Origin of the sequence: Inquilinus ginsengisoli, from assembly GCF_050434925.1 — a bacterium.
Lineage (GTDB): Bacteria > Pseudomonadota > Alphaproteobacteria > DSM-16000 > Inquilinaceae > Inquilinus > Inquilinus ginsengisoli_B.
Window position 1 is genome coordinate 5187984 of sequence record NZ_JBNDJK010000001.1, and the last position, 13144, is coordinate 5201127.

At 69.7% G+C, this 13144-nt stretch carries 12 protein-coding genes; 3 read left to right on the plus strand and 9 right to left on the minus strand.

The features are described 5' to 3' along the window. Positions 1-8: 8 nt before the first annotated feature. The 3 genes from QFZ27_RS24750 to gltX all read right to left on the minus strand — a co-directional run bounded on the left by QFZ27_RS24750 (position 9) and on the right by gltX (position 3348). Positions 9-146 (minus strand): hypothetical protein, encoded by a 138-nt coding sequence (locus QFZ27_RS24750; RefSeq protein WP_186002474.1) that lies wholly within the window; start codon positions 144-146, stop codon positions 9-11. 290 nt (positions 147-436) lie between these two features. Further along, positions 437-1753 (minus strand): citrate synthase, encoded by a 1317-nt coding sequence (gltA, locus tag QFZ27_RS24755; RefSeq protein ID WP_429229124.1) that lies wholly within the window; start codon positions 1751-1753, stop codon positions 437-439. Positions 1754-1938: 185 nt separating this feature from the next. Next, on the minus strand, positions 1939-3348 hold the full coding sequence (gene gltX / locus QFZ27_RS24760) for a glutamate--tRNA ligase (RefSeq protein WP_429229125.1): 1410 nt from the start codon (positions 3346-3348) through the stop codon (positions 1939-1941). 103 nt (positions 3349-3451) lie between these two features. Between gltX and QFZ27_RS24765 the strand changes: the two genes are divergently transcribed. Beyond that, positions 3452-5581 (plus strand): ComEC/Rec2 family competence protein, encoded by a 2130-nt coding sequence (locus QFZ27_RS24765; RefSeq protein WP_429229126.1) that lies wholly within the window; start codon positions 3452-3454, stop codon positions 5579-5581. Positions 5582-5585: 4 nt separating this feature from the next. Here QFZ27_RS24765 and QFZ27_RS24770 read toward each other — a convergent pair whose 3' ends face one another. Beyond that, positions 5586-6443: a phytanoyl-CoA dioxygenase family protein gene (locus QFZ27_RS24770; RefSeq protein WP_429229127.1), complete on the minus strand. Its 858-nt coding sequence runs from the start codon at positions 6441-6443 to the stop codon at positions 5586-5588. A gap of 114 nt (positions 6444-6557) precedes the next feature. Here QFZ27_RS24770 and QFZ27_RS24775 point away from each other — a divergent pair, with 114 nt between their 5' ends. Further along, positions 6558-7685: a Gfo/Idh/MocA family protein gene (locus QFZ27_RS24775; protein ID WP_429229128.1), complete on the plus strand. Its 1128-nt coding sequence runs from the start codon at positions 6558-6560 to the stop codon at positions 7683-7685. A gap of 163 nt (positions 7686-7848) precedes the next feature. Here QFZ27_RS24775 and QFZ27_RS24780 read toward each other — a convergent pair whose 3' ends face one another. Next, positions 7849-8562, minus strand: coding sequence for an NIPSNAP family protein (locus tag QFZ27_RS24780; protein WP_429229129.1), 714 nt, complete (start codon positions 8560-8562; stop codon positions 7849-7851). A gap of 83 nt (positions 8563-8645) precedes the next feature. On the opposite strand from QFZ27_RS24780, the gene QFZ27_RS24785 reads away from it, so the two are divergent. After that, positions 8646-9278: a TetR/AcrR family transcriptional regulator gene (locus QFZ27_RS24785; RefSeq protein WP_429229130.1), complete on the plus strand. Its 633-nt coding sequence runs from the start codon at positions 8646-8648 to the stop codon at positions 9276-9278. Between the two features lie 169 nt (positions 9279-9447). Here the strand turns inward: QFZ27_RS24785 and QFZ27_RS24790 are convergent, their stop codons facing one another. The 4 genes from QFZ27_RS24790 to moaC form a co-directional block, all read right to left on the minus strand. Continuing rightward, a complete protein-coding gene (locus QFZ27_RS24790; RefSeq protein ID WP_429229131.1) occupies positions 9448-10470 on the minus strand; it encodes a LacI family DNA-binding transcriptional regulator in 1023 nt (340 codons plus the stop codon). 36 nt (positions 10471-10506) lie between these two features. Further along, a complete protein-coding gene (lexA, locus tag QFZ27_RS24795; RefSeq protein ID WP_429229132.1) occupies positions 10507-11235 on the minus strand; it encodes a transcriptional repressor LexA in 729 nt (242 codons plus the stop codon). Positions 11236-11365: 130 nt separating this feature from the next. Beyond that, complete coding sequence (locus QFZ27_RS24800; protein ID WP_429229133.1) at positions 11366-12565, minus strand: molybdopterin molybdotransferase MoeA; 1200 nt, start codon at positions 12563-12565, stop codon at positions 11366-11368. Further along, a complete protein-coding gene (gene moaC / locus QFZ27_RS24805) occupies positions 12562-13044 on the minus strand; it encodes a cyclic pyranopterin monophosphate synthase MoaC (RefSeq protein ID WP_429229134.1) in 483 nt (160 codons plus the stop codon). The genes QFZ27_RS24800 and moaC overlap by 4 nt, the downstream gene beginning before the upstream one ends. Positions 13045-13144 lie beyond the last annotated feature (100 nt).

Consider the following 13144-nt stretch of genomic DNA (forward strand, 5'->3'; position numbering starts at 1 on the left):
ACAGCTGGTCAGCAATTGCCCTTCTTGGCCTGTCCGGGCGGGCAGAAATTGTTGCCGTAGCCGCCGCGCGGATGGCCGTCCCCAGCATAGACGCAGCCGCTCACAAGGCCTGCCGCGACCAACAAAAGGCAGATCAGCTTTGTCATGGGGCTCTCCGCGACGACGCCGGATGGCTGTGCATCGTCAAGGCCGGGGGGGCGGGATTTGTTCCTGATCCAGCCCGCGGAAGGCTGAAGTTCAGGAGAACAGCCAGGTCAGCAGTGCCGCCCCGGTGAGGACCGCGGCGAGAGCGGCGGCGGTGCGGAGCTTGGCACGCAGCGGGGCCCGATTCGTGTTCGCGGCCCGGGGCACCTGCCTCGGCATGGTCGAAATGCCGACCGGCCGGCCCGGGCGCCCTGGGGCGCGCGGGCCGGTGCGGTCGATCTGGGTGCCTCGCTTAGCCACGCTCGCTCAGCGGCACGAAGCCGCGCGGCGTGTGGCCGGTGAACAGCTGGCGCGGCCGTCCGATCTTCTGGTGCGGGTCGCCGATCATCTCGGTCCACTGCGCGATCCAGCCGACGGTGCGGGCCACGGCGAACAGCACGGTGAACATGCTGGTCGGGAAGCCCATCGCCTTCAGGATGATGCCCGAATAGAAGTCGACATTCGGGTACAGTTTCCGCTCGACGAAATACTCGTCCTCGAGCGCGATCTTCTCCAGCTCCATGGCCAGGTCGAGCAGCGGGTCCTTGACCCCGAGCTCCTCGAGCACCTCGTAGCAGGTGGCGCGCATCACCTTGGCGCGCGGATCGTAGTTCTTGTAGACGCGGTGGCCGAAGCCCATCAGCCGGAACGGATCGTCCTTGTCCTTGGCCTTCTTGACGTATTCGCCGACGCGGTCCTTGCTGCCGATCTCGCCCAGCATCTTCAGCACCGCCTCGTTGGCGCCGCCATGGGCCGGACCCCACAGCGAGGCGATGCCGGCGGCGATACAGGCGAAGGGATTGGCGCCGCTGGAGCCGGCGAGGCGCACGGTCGAGGTCGAGGCGTTCTGCTCGTGGTCGGCGTGCAGGATCAGGATGCGATCCATGGCGCGGGCCAGCACCGGGTTCACCTTGTACGGCTCCGCCGGCACGGCGAAGGTCATGTACAGGAAGTTCTCCGCGAAGTTGAGGTCGTTCCGCGGATACATGAAGGGCTGGCCGACCGAGTACTTGTAGGCCATGGCGGCCAGCGTCGGCAGCTTGGCGATCAGCCGGTGCGACGCGACTTCGCGCTGGCGCGGGTCATGGATGTCGGTCGAGTCGTGATAGAAGGCCGACAGCGCGCCGGTGACGCCGCACAGCACCGCCATCGGGTGGGCGTCGCGGCGGAAGCCGCGGAAGAAGTGGTGGATCTGCTCATGCACCATCGTGTGGCGGGTGATGGTGTGCTCGAACTCCGCCGCCTGGGCCGGGTTCGGCAGCTCGCCATGCAGCAGCAGGTAGCAGACCTCGAGGAAGTTGCTCTTCTCCGCCAGGTCGTCGATGGCGTAGCCGCGGTGCAGCAGAATGCCCTCGTCGCCGTCGATGAAGGTGATCTGGCTGTCGCAGGAGCCGGTCGAGGTGAAGCCCGGGTCGTAGGTGAACATCCCGGTTTCGGCGTACAGCTTGCGGATGTCGATGACGCTCGGGCCCATGGTCCCGTCGATCACGGGCAACTCGACCGACTTGCCGGTCGAGTTGTCGGTCAGCGTGACGGTCTTCTGCGCCACGGGGGTCTTCGTATCGGGCATGACGATGTCCTTGAGCGGGGGCTTCGTACTGGAAACGCAGGTCATCCGCTCCGTCGGCCGCGAGGATAGTCGCGCGACGGAGCAAGATCAACGCGACTTGGGCCCTCCCGACAACGGATTTCGATCGCCTGTTTTTTAGGCTTCTTTCGAATTAACCAACCGGATCAATCGATTGTCGGCGCCCTTTAAGGGGCGCCGGCAGCTTCGCGGATCCGCCGCAGCGTCTCGTCCCGGCCGAGGATCGCGGCCACCTCGAAGATACCTGGTGACACGTTCGATCCGGTCAATGCCGCGCGCAGCGGTTGCGCCACCTTGCCGAGCTTCAGCCCTTCGGCCTCGGCCAGGCGGTTGACCTCGGCCTCGAGCACCGCCTCGGTCCAATCATTCAGACCGGACAGCGCCGCCAGCAGCCGGCCGAGCAGGACGCGGGCGTCGCCGGTCAGGATCTTCTGCGCCGCCTCGTTGAACGGCAGCGGGCCGGAGCGGAGGTAGAACAGCGCGCTGTCGGCCAGCTCGACCAGCGTCTTGGCCCGCTGCTTCAGCCCGGTCATGGCCAGCAGCAGGATGGCGCGGTCGGCGTCGACCAGCGACCGTTCCAGCGCCGTCTCCAGGTTGGGCGTGATCCGCTCCAGCAGCTCGGCATCCGGCGTCTCGCGCATATAGATGCCGTTCAGGTTCTCCAGCTTGGCGAAGTCGAGCCGCGAGGGCGACCGGCCGACGCCGTCGAGGTCGAACCACTCGATCGCCTTCTCGGTGGGGATCACCTCCTCGTCGCCATGGCCCCAGCCGAGCCGCAGCAGATAGTTGCGCAGCGCCGCCGGCAGGTAGCCCATGTCGCGATAGGCCTCGATGCCCAGCGCGCCGTGCCGCTTCGACAGCTTGGCTCCGTCCCGCCCGTGGATCAGCGGGATATGGGCGAAGTCCGGCGGAGTCGTGCCGATTGCGTTGTACAGCTGCACCTGGCGGAACGTGTTGGTCAGGTGGTCGTCGCCGCGGATGATCTGGGTGATGCCCATGTCGATGTCGTCGACCACCACCGACAGCATGTAGACCGGCGTGCCGTCGGCGCGCAGCAGCACCATGTCGTCGAGCTGGTCGTTCTGTACCGTCACCGGGCCCTGGACCTTGTCCTCGACCGTGGTCTCGCCGGTCCGTGGCGCCCGCAGGCGGATCACCGGGTCCAGACCCTTCGGCGCCTCGGCCGGGTCGCGGTCGCGCCAATAGCTGGTGTAATAGGCCCAGGGCTTGCCTTCGGCCTTGGCCTTCTCGCGCAGCGCCTCCAGCTCGGCCGGCTGCAGCCAGCAGTGATAGGCCTTGCCTTCGGCCAGCAGCTTGCGCGCGATCTCGGCGTGCCGCTCGCGCCGCTCGAACTGCGACACGATCTCCTCGTCCCAGTCCAGCCCGAACCAGGCCAGCCCGTCGATGATCTTCCGCACCGCATCCTCGCTGGAGCGGGCGCGGTCGGTATCTTCGATGCGCAGGCGGAAGACGCCGCCGTGATGGCGGGCATAGAGCCAGTTGTACAGGGCCGTCCGAGCCCCGCCGATATGCAGGTATCCGGTCGGGGAGGGGGCGAAGCGGGTCACGACCGTCATGGGCCAAATTCCACAGAGGCTGCTAGGATCAGTGCGAGAGGTCCATAGCATAGGCCTTCGGGCGATGGCTAATGCGGGGGCATCGGTCGGAGGTCCGAGATCCGTGCGGGCGTCGCTGCGGCGGCTCGGCCCCGGCGGATGGGGGATCGCACGGCCGGACTGGGCAGGGCTGGCCGACGCGTTGGCCGGCGGCGTGCGGCGCCGCCTGGTGCTGCTGGTGCCTTGCGGCCTCGGCACCGGGATCGGCCTCTACTTCGCTCTTTCTTCGGAGCCGCCGCTCGCGGCAGGATTTGGCGCGCTGATCCTGTCCGGCCTGCTCGCGGTCCTGTTGCGCCGGCTGCCGCGGGCGCTGTGTTTCGCCGCGCTGCTGCTGGCCGTGGCGGTGGGCTTCGTGGCGGCGGAGCTGCGCACCCGGGCGGTGGCGGCGCCGCTGCTCGACCGCGAGCGGCGCGGCCTGGTGACCGGCACGGTCGAGACGGTCGATCTGCTGCCGCATGGCGTGCGCGTCGTCCTCGGCGACCTGGCCCTGGAGGGGCTGGCGCCGGAAGCGACGCCGGCGGCCGTGCGGCTGCGGCTGCTCGGGGCGGAGACGGTGCCCGCGGCCGGCGATCGGATCCGGGTGCGGGCGACGCTGGCGCCGGTGGACGGGCCGGCCTATCCCGGCGGCTTCGACTTCCGGCGGCAGCTGTTCTTCCAGGGTATCGGCGGCACCGGCTTCGCCATGGGCCGGGCCGAGCGGCTGAACGAGGCCGACCCGGCGCCGTCCAGCCTGGTCCGGCTGCAGGACGGCATCGCCGCCCGGGTGCGGGCGCAGGTGAGCGGCGACGCGGGGGCCATCGCCGTCGCCTTCCTGACCGGGGAGCGGGCGGGGATCAGCGACCATGCCAATGAGGCGATGCGCGATTCCGGCCTGGCCCATCTGCTGTCGATCTCCGGCATCCATATCAGCCTGGTGGCGATCCTGCTGCTCGGCGGGATTCGGCTCGGCCTTGCCCTGATCGAGCCGGTGGCGCTGCGCCGGCCGATCAAGAAGTGGGCGGCCGGCATCGCGCTGCTCGGCATCGTCGGCTACACCATCCTGGTCGGGGCTTCGGTGCCCACGGTGCGGTCCTGCGTCATGACCGGCGTGGTGCTGCTGGCGGTGATGGCCGACCGGGTGGCGATCTCGATGCGGCTGGTCGCCCTGGCCGCCACCGCCGTGCTGCTGGCGGTGCCGGAGGCGCTGCCGGGACCGAGCTTCCAGATGTCCTTCGCCGCGGTGATCGCGCTGATCGCGGCCTATGAGGCGCTGCGGCCGCATCTCGCCGGCTGGCGCGCCGAGGCCGGGCCGGTGCGCCGGGTCCTGTTCTATCTCGCCGGCATCGTGCTGACCACGCTGGTCGCCACCATCGCCACCACGCCCTTCGCCATCTACCACTTCCAGCGCTTCGCCCCGCTGGCCGTGGCCGCGAACCTGATGGCGATCCCCCTGACCTCGCTGTGGATCATGCCCTGCGTGCTGCTGGCCTATCCGGCCATGCTGCTCGGCCTCGACGGCTGGGTGCTGCCGCTGCTGGGCTGGGGCATCGAGGCGATGCTGTGGGTGGCGAACACCGTCGCTGCCTGGCCGCTGGCCGCCTTCGCGGTGCCGGCGATTCCGGCCTGGGGTCTGGTCGCCGGCGCCATCGGCGGGCTGTGGCTGTGCCTGGTCGGGGGGCGGCTGCGCCTGCTGGGTCTGCTCGCCCTGCCGCTGGTTCTGATCGCGGCGCTGACCGCGCCGTCGCCGCAGATCCTGGTCGACGGCACCGGCCGGCTGGCAGCGGTGCGGGTGCCCGAGGGCGGCCTGGCCTTCTCCACTCGCCGCAGCGAGCGCTTCATCCGCGAGATCTGGCTGCGGGCCGAGGCCGCGGCGGAGGATGCGCCCTGGCCGCAACAAGGCAGTGCCGCCGGCGATCGGATGGCCTGCGACCCGCGTGGCTGCCTCTACCGCTTCGGCGACCGGACGGTTGCCTTCACCCGCAGCGGCGAGGGCTTCGACGACGACTGCGCCGGGGCCGATCTGGTGATCACGGATCTCGTCGCGCCGCGCTGGTGCCGGCCGCGCTTCGGCGCCTGGGACCGCTTCGACCTGCGCCGCGCGGGCGGCATCACGGTCGACCTCTCGGGCCCGGAGCCGCAGGTCGCGACGGTAGCCGAGGCGGTCGGCGACCGCCCCTGGGCGCCGGCCCCGTTCCGGGCAGCGGCGCCCGAATGAACGGTCAGCGTGCCGTCGCCTTCATCGTACGGCCCTCGGCATTGCCGGCCTTGGCCGCGTCCAGCACCTCAGGATAGGGGTAGTTCAGCCCCAGCAGCTGGCGCAGGTCGGGGCTGGCCTGCTCGACGAAGGTGCGGGGCAGGGCGGCCGGCATGTCCTCCATCGGCTTCACGAATTTCGGCAGATACTGGATCAGAATCGCCGACCGGTCCTGCCGCGACCGGTTCGGCATGGCGCAGTGCCAGACCGCGCCGAAGAACACCACCGTGTCGCCCGGCTCGCCCAGCATGCGGGCGCAGCGCTCGTGGAAGCGGTCGCCCTCGGCCGGGTAGCGCAGCTCCTTCTGCGTCCCCGGCACATAGGCGGTGGCGCCGGTCTCCTCGGTGAAGGGGTCGAGCAGGATGGTGGCCTGGGCGTTCAGCGGGAAGGACGCGTTGATCCGCACCGGATGCGATTCCGGCTTGTGCAGGTCCCAGTAGGGATAATCGATATGCGGCTCCTGGCCCGGCCCGCCGGGCAGGATGCGGTTGGCCGCGATCGACCCCATGATGAACTCGCTGCCGAGGAAGGCGCGCATCACCGCCATCAAGGCCGGATGTGCCGCCATGCGCGAGAACACCTCGCCCTTGGCCAGCAGGTTCCACACCCGGCGCTGCAGGGCGATCTTGCCCTCCTGCTCCGCGGCGCCCTGGAAATGCGTGACCTTGGGCGTGCTGCTCTCGGATTCGCGCATCACCACCGCCCGCGCCTCGGCGATCTCGGCCGGCGTGAACAGGCCGCGCAGCAGCACCGCGCCGGCGCCGTCCAGCAGCTCCGCCACGATCGCGGCCGGGTCGATCGTGTCCGGTGTGTAGGTCTTCATGCTGTTCCCTCCCTGTAGATTGCCGTCAGCGTAACCCGAGTTGCAAGCGCTTGCAAATCGGATCGACGGCGGAATTCCGGCGGAGTAGGATGTTGCGGACCAGGGAGGAAAGCGATGGCAGGGGTGCTTCGGATTGGGCTGATCGGGGCCGGCTATATGGGCAAGGCCCACAGCATCGGCCTGCAGCTGGTGCGCACGGCGTTCCAGCCGCCATTGGCTCCGGTCTGCGAGATGATCTGCAGCACCACGGAGGAGGGCGCCGCCGCGCATGCCACGGCCTGGGGCTGGAACCGGTCGACCGCGGATTGGCGGACGCTGGTGGCCGACCCGGCGGTCGACGCCGTGATCATCGCCACGCCGCCGCGCAGCCATCTGGCGATGGCGACCGAGGCGCTGCGCCTGGGCAAGCCGGTGCTCTGCGAGAAGCCGCTGGGCTGCGACCCGGCCGAATCCAAGGCCATGGTCGAGGCGGCTGAGGAAGCGGGCGTCGCCACCATGGTCGGCTTCAACTACATCCGCACCCCGGCCAGCCAGCTGGCGAAGCAGATCATCGATGCCGGCGAGATCGGCGAGGTGATCCAGGTCACCGCCGAGCATGTCGAGGACTATCTGCACGACCCGCGGGCGCCGGCCTCCTGGCGCACCCGGATCGCCACCGGCACCGAGGCTGGGGCGCTGGGCGACGTCGCGCCGCACATCGTCAACGCCTGCCTGCGGCTGGTCGGGCCGATCGAGTCGCTGGTGGCGGATCTGAACATCGTGCGGGCGACGCGCCCCGGTCCCGAGGGCGAGGAGCGGGTGGAGAATGACGACCAGGGCCAGATGCTGCTGCGCTTCGCCAATGGCGCCAGCGGCTCGCTCAGCTTCAGCCGCGTCGCCGCCGGGCGGAAGATGGGCTATACCTACCGAATCACCGGCACCAAGGGCGCCCTGGCCTTCGACCAGGAGAACCAGAACGAGCTGTGGCTGTACGACGCCGCACGGCCGGCGGCGCGCCAGGGTTTTCAACGCCTGCTGACCGGGCCGGCGCATCCCGACTATTTGGCCTTCAACCAGGGCGTCGGCCACGGCACCGGCTACAATGAGCAGATCGTCATCGAGGCGCGCGATTTCCTCGAGGCGGTGGCGACCGGCCGATCGGTCTGGCCGACCTTCCGCGACGGCTGGGAGGTCGACCGGGTGACCGCCGCCGCCTTGCGCTCCGCCCGCGAGCGGGCGTGGGTGCGAATCGCCGATATCTGACCAGGCTGTGCTGACAAAGACCTGTATTCCCCTGCCGTCATGGCGACCCCTGAAGGGGCGTGGCCATCCAGAGATCAAGCCGCTGGATCGCCACGTCGCTTCGCTCCTCGCGATGACGATTAAAAACTGCGGTGAATCGCTCTCAGTAAGCTTGGTACGATCTTCAGCCGCGTAGCCGCGAGCGGGTGGTCGGCGACAGCAGCGCGACCTCCGGCGGCCTGGCCAGATGCGGCCGCAGGGCTTCGGCGAAGCTGGGCCTGTTGGCGAGGGCGGCGGCGTGGCGCTCATAGGCGGCCCGGTCCGGGAAGCGGGAGAACCAGACGAAGACCCGCGCCTCCTCGCGCACCGGCAGGGCCGGGAAGCCGTTCTCGCCATGCTCGGATACGAAGCTCGCCAGGATCGGTATGCCAGCATCGCCCAGCATCGGCGCCAGGACGGTCTCGAACACCTCCGGGAACCCGGCCTTGGCCTCCGGCTGAAGATGCCACGTGGTGGCCACGATGATCCCATCGCTGCCCGAGGCAAGACGGCCTGGGCCGAGCCGGAAGCCCGAGTCCGGATGCGCCGGCCTTAGCAGCAGCACATCATCCGAATCGATCATGGTCGCATTGGCCGCGCTGCGCTGCGCCTGCCACACCGGCCCGCCATAGAAGGCCCGCAGAGATTCAGTCCGCGACTGCTGGTCCGGGAAGCCGCGCAGCCAGACGAAATGGTCAGGCGCGTCGAGGTCGCGGAATTGGCCGATGACATCGATCCCGACCGCCTCCTGCGTCTCGACGAACTCGCGGTCGAACAGCGTGATCAGCACATCCCGCTGCCCCGGATGTAATGTGTAGCGTCGCAACTCCACAATCGGGCTGAAGGTCCCATCGTTCATGATCGCCCCTCCATCAAACAGACCGGTTGTCCGGTTTCACAACAGACTGATTGTCCGGTTAAGTCAATATGGTATCGTGAGGCATGGCCGAGGCGACGAAGGACAGCAGGCGAAAGCGCAGCTACGACCCCGAAGGCATGCGCCGGCGGCTGCTGGACGTGGCGGCGGAGGCGTTCCAGTCCCGCGGCTACCAGGCCACCGGCATGCATGAGCTGATGCGCGAGGCCGGGGTGACCGGCGGGGCGCTGTACCATCACTTCCCGACCAAGAAGGCTCTCGGCCTCGCGGTCATCCGCGACCGGGTGGCGGGGGAGGTGGAGGACACCTGGATCGAGCCGGTCCGCGCGGCGCCGGACGCGATCGACGGCATTGCCGGCGTGTTCGACCGGATCGCCGCCGGGCTGCGTCGGCGCGGTGCCGTCTCCGGCTGCCCGCTGAACAACCTGGCGCTGGAGCTGTCCTTGGCGGATCCGGAGTTCCGGGCGGCGATGCAGGCGGTGTTCGAGGCCTGGCGGGCGGCGATCGCAGCACGGCTGCGCGCCGACCAAGCTGCCGGCCGGCTGGCCGAAGCGGACGCCGACGACCTCGCCGCTTTCATCGTCGCGGCCTATTCCGGGGCGATGGCCCAGGCCAAGGCGCAGCAGGACGCCGCCCCGCTGGAGGCCTGCGCCCGGCAGTTGAGGCGGCATTTGGAGTCTTTGAGGACTGCCACCTGACACAGGCTCAAATCCTTTTGCCTCTCCCGCCTGGCGGGAGAGGTCGACAGCGCGCAGCACTGGCGGGTGAGGGTTGGTCCCGGCCTCGACAAAGAGCCCTCACCCGGAGCCGCTTCGCGTCTCCGACCTCTCCCGCAAGCGGAAGAGGCAACGCGTTGTTTCAGCTGGTCTAAAGGCTGTCCCGCTCCACCAGGGCAATGTCGAACAGCCGACCCTGGATCGGATGGTCGGCATCGGCCAGGCGGGCAGCGATCTGGTCGATGGCGTGGCGCACCATCTCCGCCATCGGCTGGCGAATCGTGGTCAGGCGGTAGCTCGGCCAGGCGGCGAGTGGCATGTCGTCGAAGCCGACGATGCCGATCTCCTGCGGCACGGCGAGACCGCGCTCGCGACAGGCGTCGAAGGCGCCGAGCGCCAGGATGTCGTCGCCGCAGAACACCGCCTGCGGCCGGTGCCGGTCGAGCAAAGCGTGCATGCCGCGGCGGCCATGCTCATGCGAATAGTCGCCGGCGAACTCCACGGCCATCGGCTGCAGCCCCGCCGCTTCCAGCCCACTCGAAAAACCCGCGGCGCGGTCGATCGACGACGAATCGGTCCCGGCTCCGCCCAGAAAGGCCAGCTTCCGCAGGCCGCGCGCCAGCATCGCTTCGGCGACCATGCGCCCGCCGGCGACATTGTCGACCGTCACCGTCGGTACCGCCGCCTCCGCCCGGCCGAACACATGCACCACCGGCAGCCCGGCGCGAGCGCAGGACTCGGCAAAGCCCGCGGGCGGCGCAGAGGTGGCGATCAGCACCGCGTCGACGCTGTATTGCAGCATCATGTCGAGGGCGGAGTCGGCGCCGCCATCCTCCGACAGGTTGGCGATCAGCGGCCGTAGCCCGCGGCGCTGCAGCTCCCGCGTGAACAGGTCGAACACGTCCATGAAGGCAGGGTTGGCGAAATGGCTCGAGACCAAGCCGACCAGCTCGGTTCGGCCGGTCATCAGGCTGCGCGCGAGCTGGTTGGGGCGGTAGCCCAGCGCCTCCGCCGCCGCCAGGACGCGGGCCCGCATCCGGGACGAGACGCTGGCATCCTTGGTGAAGGTGCGTGAGACGGCGGAGATCGACACGCCGGCGGCTTCCGCGACCTGCTGCGCCGTGGCCCGCTCGGCGCCGCCGGCCCGATTCCGGCTGCTGCCGGAGCGCCTCACGCGGTCACGATCCGCCCGAGGATGGGCGCTGGAGCCTTACGAATAGGTCCGCAGCAGCCCGATCAGGCGGCCCTGGATGCGGACGCGGTCGGTGGGCAGGTAGCGCGTCTCATAGGCCGGGTTGGCAGCCTCCAGCCCGATCGAGGCGCCCTTCTTGCGCAGCCGCTTCAGCGTCACCTCGTTGTCGTCGACCAGGGCGACGACGATGACGCCGGGATCGGCCGCGTCGCAGCGCTTGATGATGACGGTGTCGCCGTCCAGGATACCGGCCTCGACCATGCTGTCGCCGGCGACCTCCAGGGCGTAGTGCTCGCCGGGGCCGAGCAGCGAGGCCGGCACCTCGGCATAGTTGGAATGGTCGCGCAGCGCCTCGATCGGCATGCCGGCGGCGATCCGGCCGTAGAGCGGCAGGCGGACGCCGAGCTCGGGGTTGCTGAGATCGGCGCGCTCCAGCTTGCGGCCGGGCAGGGCGGCGTCGGAGCGCACGGGCCGGAAGGGGACAACGTTGTCATCCTCGGCCGGCGACCCGGCCGGCGCGTCCGACTTCAGGCAATCCGGTAGCTTAAGCACCTCCAGTGCCCGGGCCCGATGCGGCAGCCGCCGAATAAAACCACGCTCCTCGAGCCCGGTGATCAGTCGATGGATGCCCGATTTCGACTTCAGGGCCAGCGCGTCCTTCATCTCGTCGAAGGAAGGACTGACGCCGTCCGCCTCCAGACGGCGGTGAACGAACAACAACAACTCCTGTTGCTTTCGCGTCAGCAAGGCATCCTCCGTTGGCAGGGGCCGCGGCGCGGCCGAATCCCTAGAGAGAACATTAGGAGGAACAAAACAAAAACACAAGCGCCTAACTGTGGCACCCCTGGTTCTTTACTTCCTTGTAACGATCGCCGGATCAGATCCCGTCGCCGAACAGCACCGCCTCGACCGACTCGCCGAGCGCCGCGGCCGGCGCATGGGGCAGGCGGATCACCAGCCCGTCGGCCGCGGCCAGCAGCGACAGCATCGAGCTGTCCTGGGCCGGGAACGGAGTGGCGACATAACCGGAATCCGTCCGTTCGATCCGCGCCCGCAGGTAATCCTCGCGCCGGTCATTGGCCGGCAGGTCGCGGCCCAACATTGCAGTAACGCGATTCTCGGGCGCCTCGGCCCCCTGCAGGGCCCAGAGCGCCGGGCGCAGGAACAGCCAGCCGCAGACCATGGTCGAGACCGGGTTGCCGGGCAGGCCGAGCAGCGGCGTGTCGCCGAGCCGGCCGAAGATCAGCGGCTTGCCCGGTCGCATCGCGATCTTCCAGAAATCCAGTGCCAGCCCGCGCTCGCCCAGCACCGAACGGATCAGGTCGTGCTCGCCGACCGAGGCGCCGCCGGTGGTGACGATCAGGTCGGCACCATGGGCACCGGCGGCCAGCGCCGCCAGGGACTCGGCGTTGTCGCGGGCGATGCCGAGATCGACTGGCTCGCCGCCGCAGCTGCGGATCAGGGCGCCCAGGGCATGGCTGTTGGAGCTGACGATCTGGCTCGGGCCAAGCGCCTCGCCCGGCAGCACGATCTCGTCGCCGGTCGCCAGCACCGCCACGCGCGGCCGGCGGCGCACGCGCAGCCAGGGATGGTTGGCCGAGGCGGCAATGCCGATGTCGCGCGCGGTCAGGCGCCGGCCGGGCTGCAGCAGCACGTCGCCGGCGCGGAAATCCAGCCCGGCCTTGCGCACATGGCGGCGGGCAGCGACGCCCTCGCGCACCGTGACCCGGTCGCCATCGGCGTCGGTATCCTCCTGCAGCACCACGGCGTCGGCGCCGTCCGGCAGCGGCGCACCGGTGAAGATGCGGACGCATTGCCCTGGGCCGACCGTGCCCTCGAAACGGCCGCCGGCCGGGACCTCGCCGATCCGACGCAGTGTCGCCGGGACGGAAGCGAAATCGGCTGCCCGCACCGCCCAGCCATCCATGGCGGAGACGTCGAGCGGCGGCTGGGTCAACCGCGCCGCCACCGGCTCGGCCAGGATCCGCCCCAGCCCGGCGGGCAGGGGCACCGTCTCGGCTGGCAGGGCGGAGAAGGCGGCGAGGATGCGGGCGCGGGCCTCGGCGACCGGGATCATGGTGCGGCCTCGTAAGTGCCTGATCGCCCGCCGGATTTGTGCAGCAGCCGGAGGTCGGTCACGACCATGCCGCGGTCGACCGCCTTGCACATGTCGTACACGGTCAGGGCGGCGACCGAGGCGGCGGTCAGCGCCTCCATCTCCACTCCGGTGCGATGCGTGACCTTGACCGTGGCCTCGATCTCGACCCGGCTGTGCTCGGCGTCGCAGCGCAGCGCCAGCTCGACGCTGGACAGCGGCAGCGGGTGGCACAGCGGGATCAGTTCGGATGTGCGCTTGGCGGCCATGATGCCGGCGATGCGGGCGATGCCCAGCACGTCGCCCTTGGCATGGCTACCGGAGGCGATCAGCGCCAGCGTCTCCGGCTTCATCTCGACCCGGCAGCCGGCTCGCGCCACCCGCACCGTCGCGTCCTTGTCGGAGACGTCGACCATGCGGGCCTGGCCGGCCGAGTCGAAATGGGTCAGCTCGCCGGTCATGCCGCTTCCCTCTGGAAAAGTTCGGCCAAAGCCCAGCCGAGCGGCAACTTATCCTTGTCCCCCCTCCCCTTGCGGGAGGGGGGTAGGGGGAGGGGTCTGC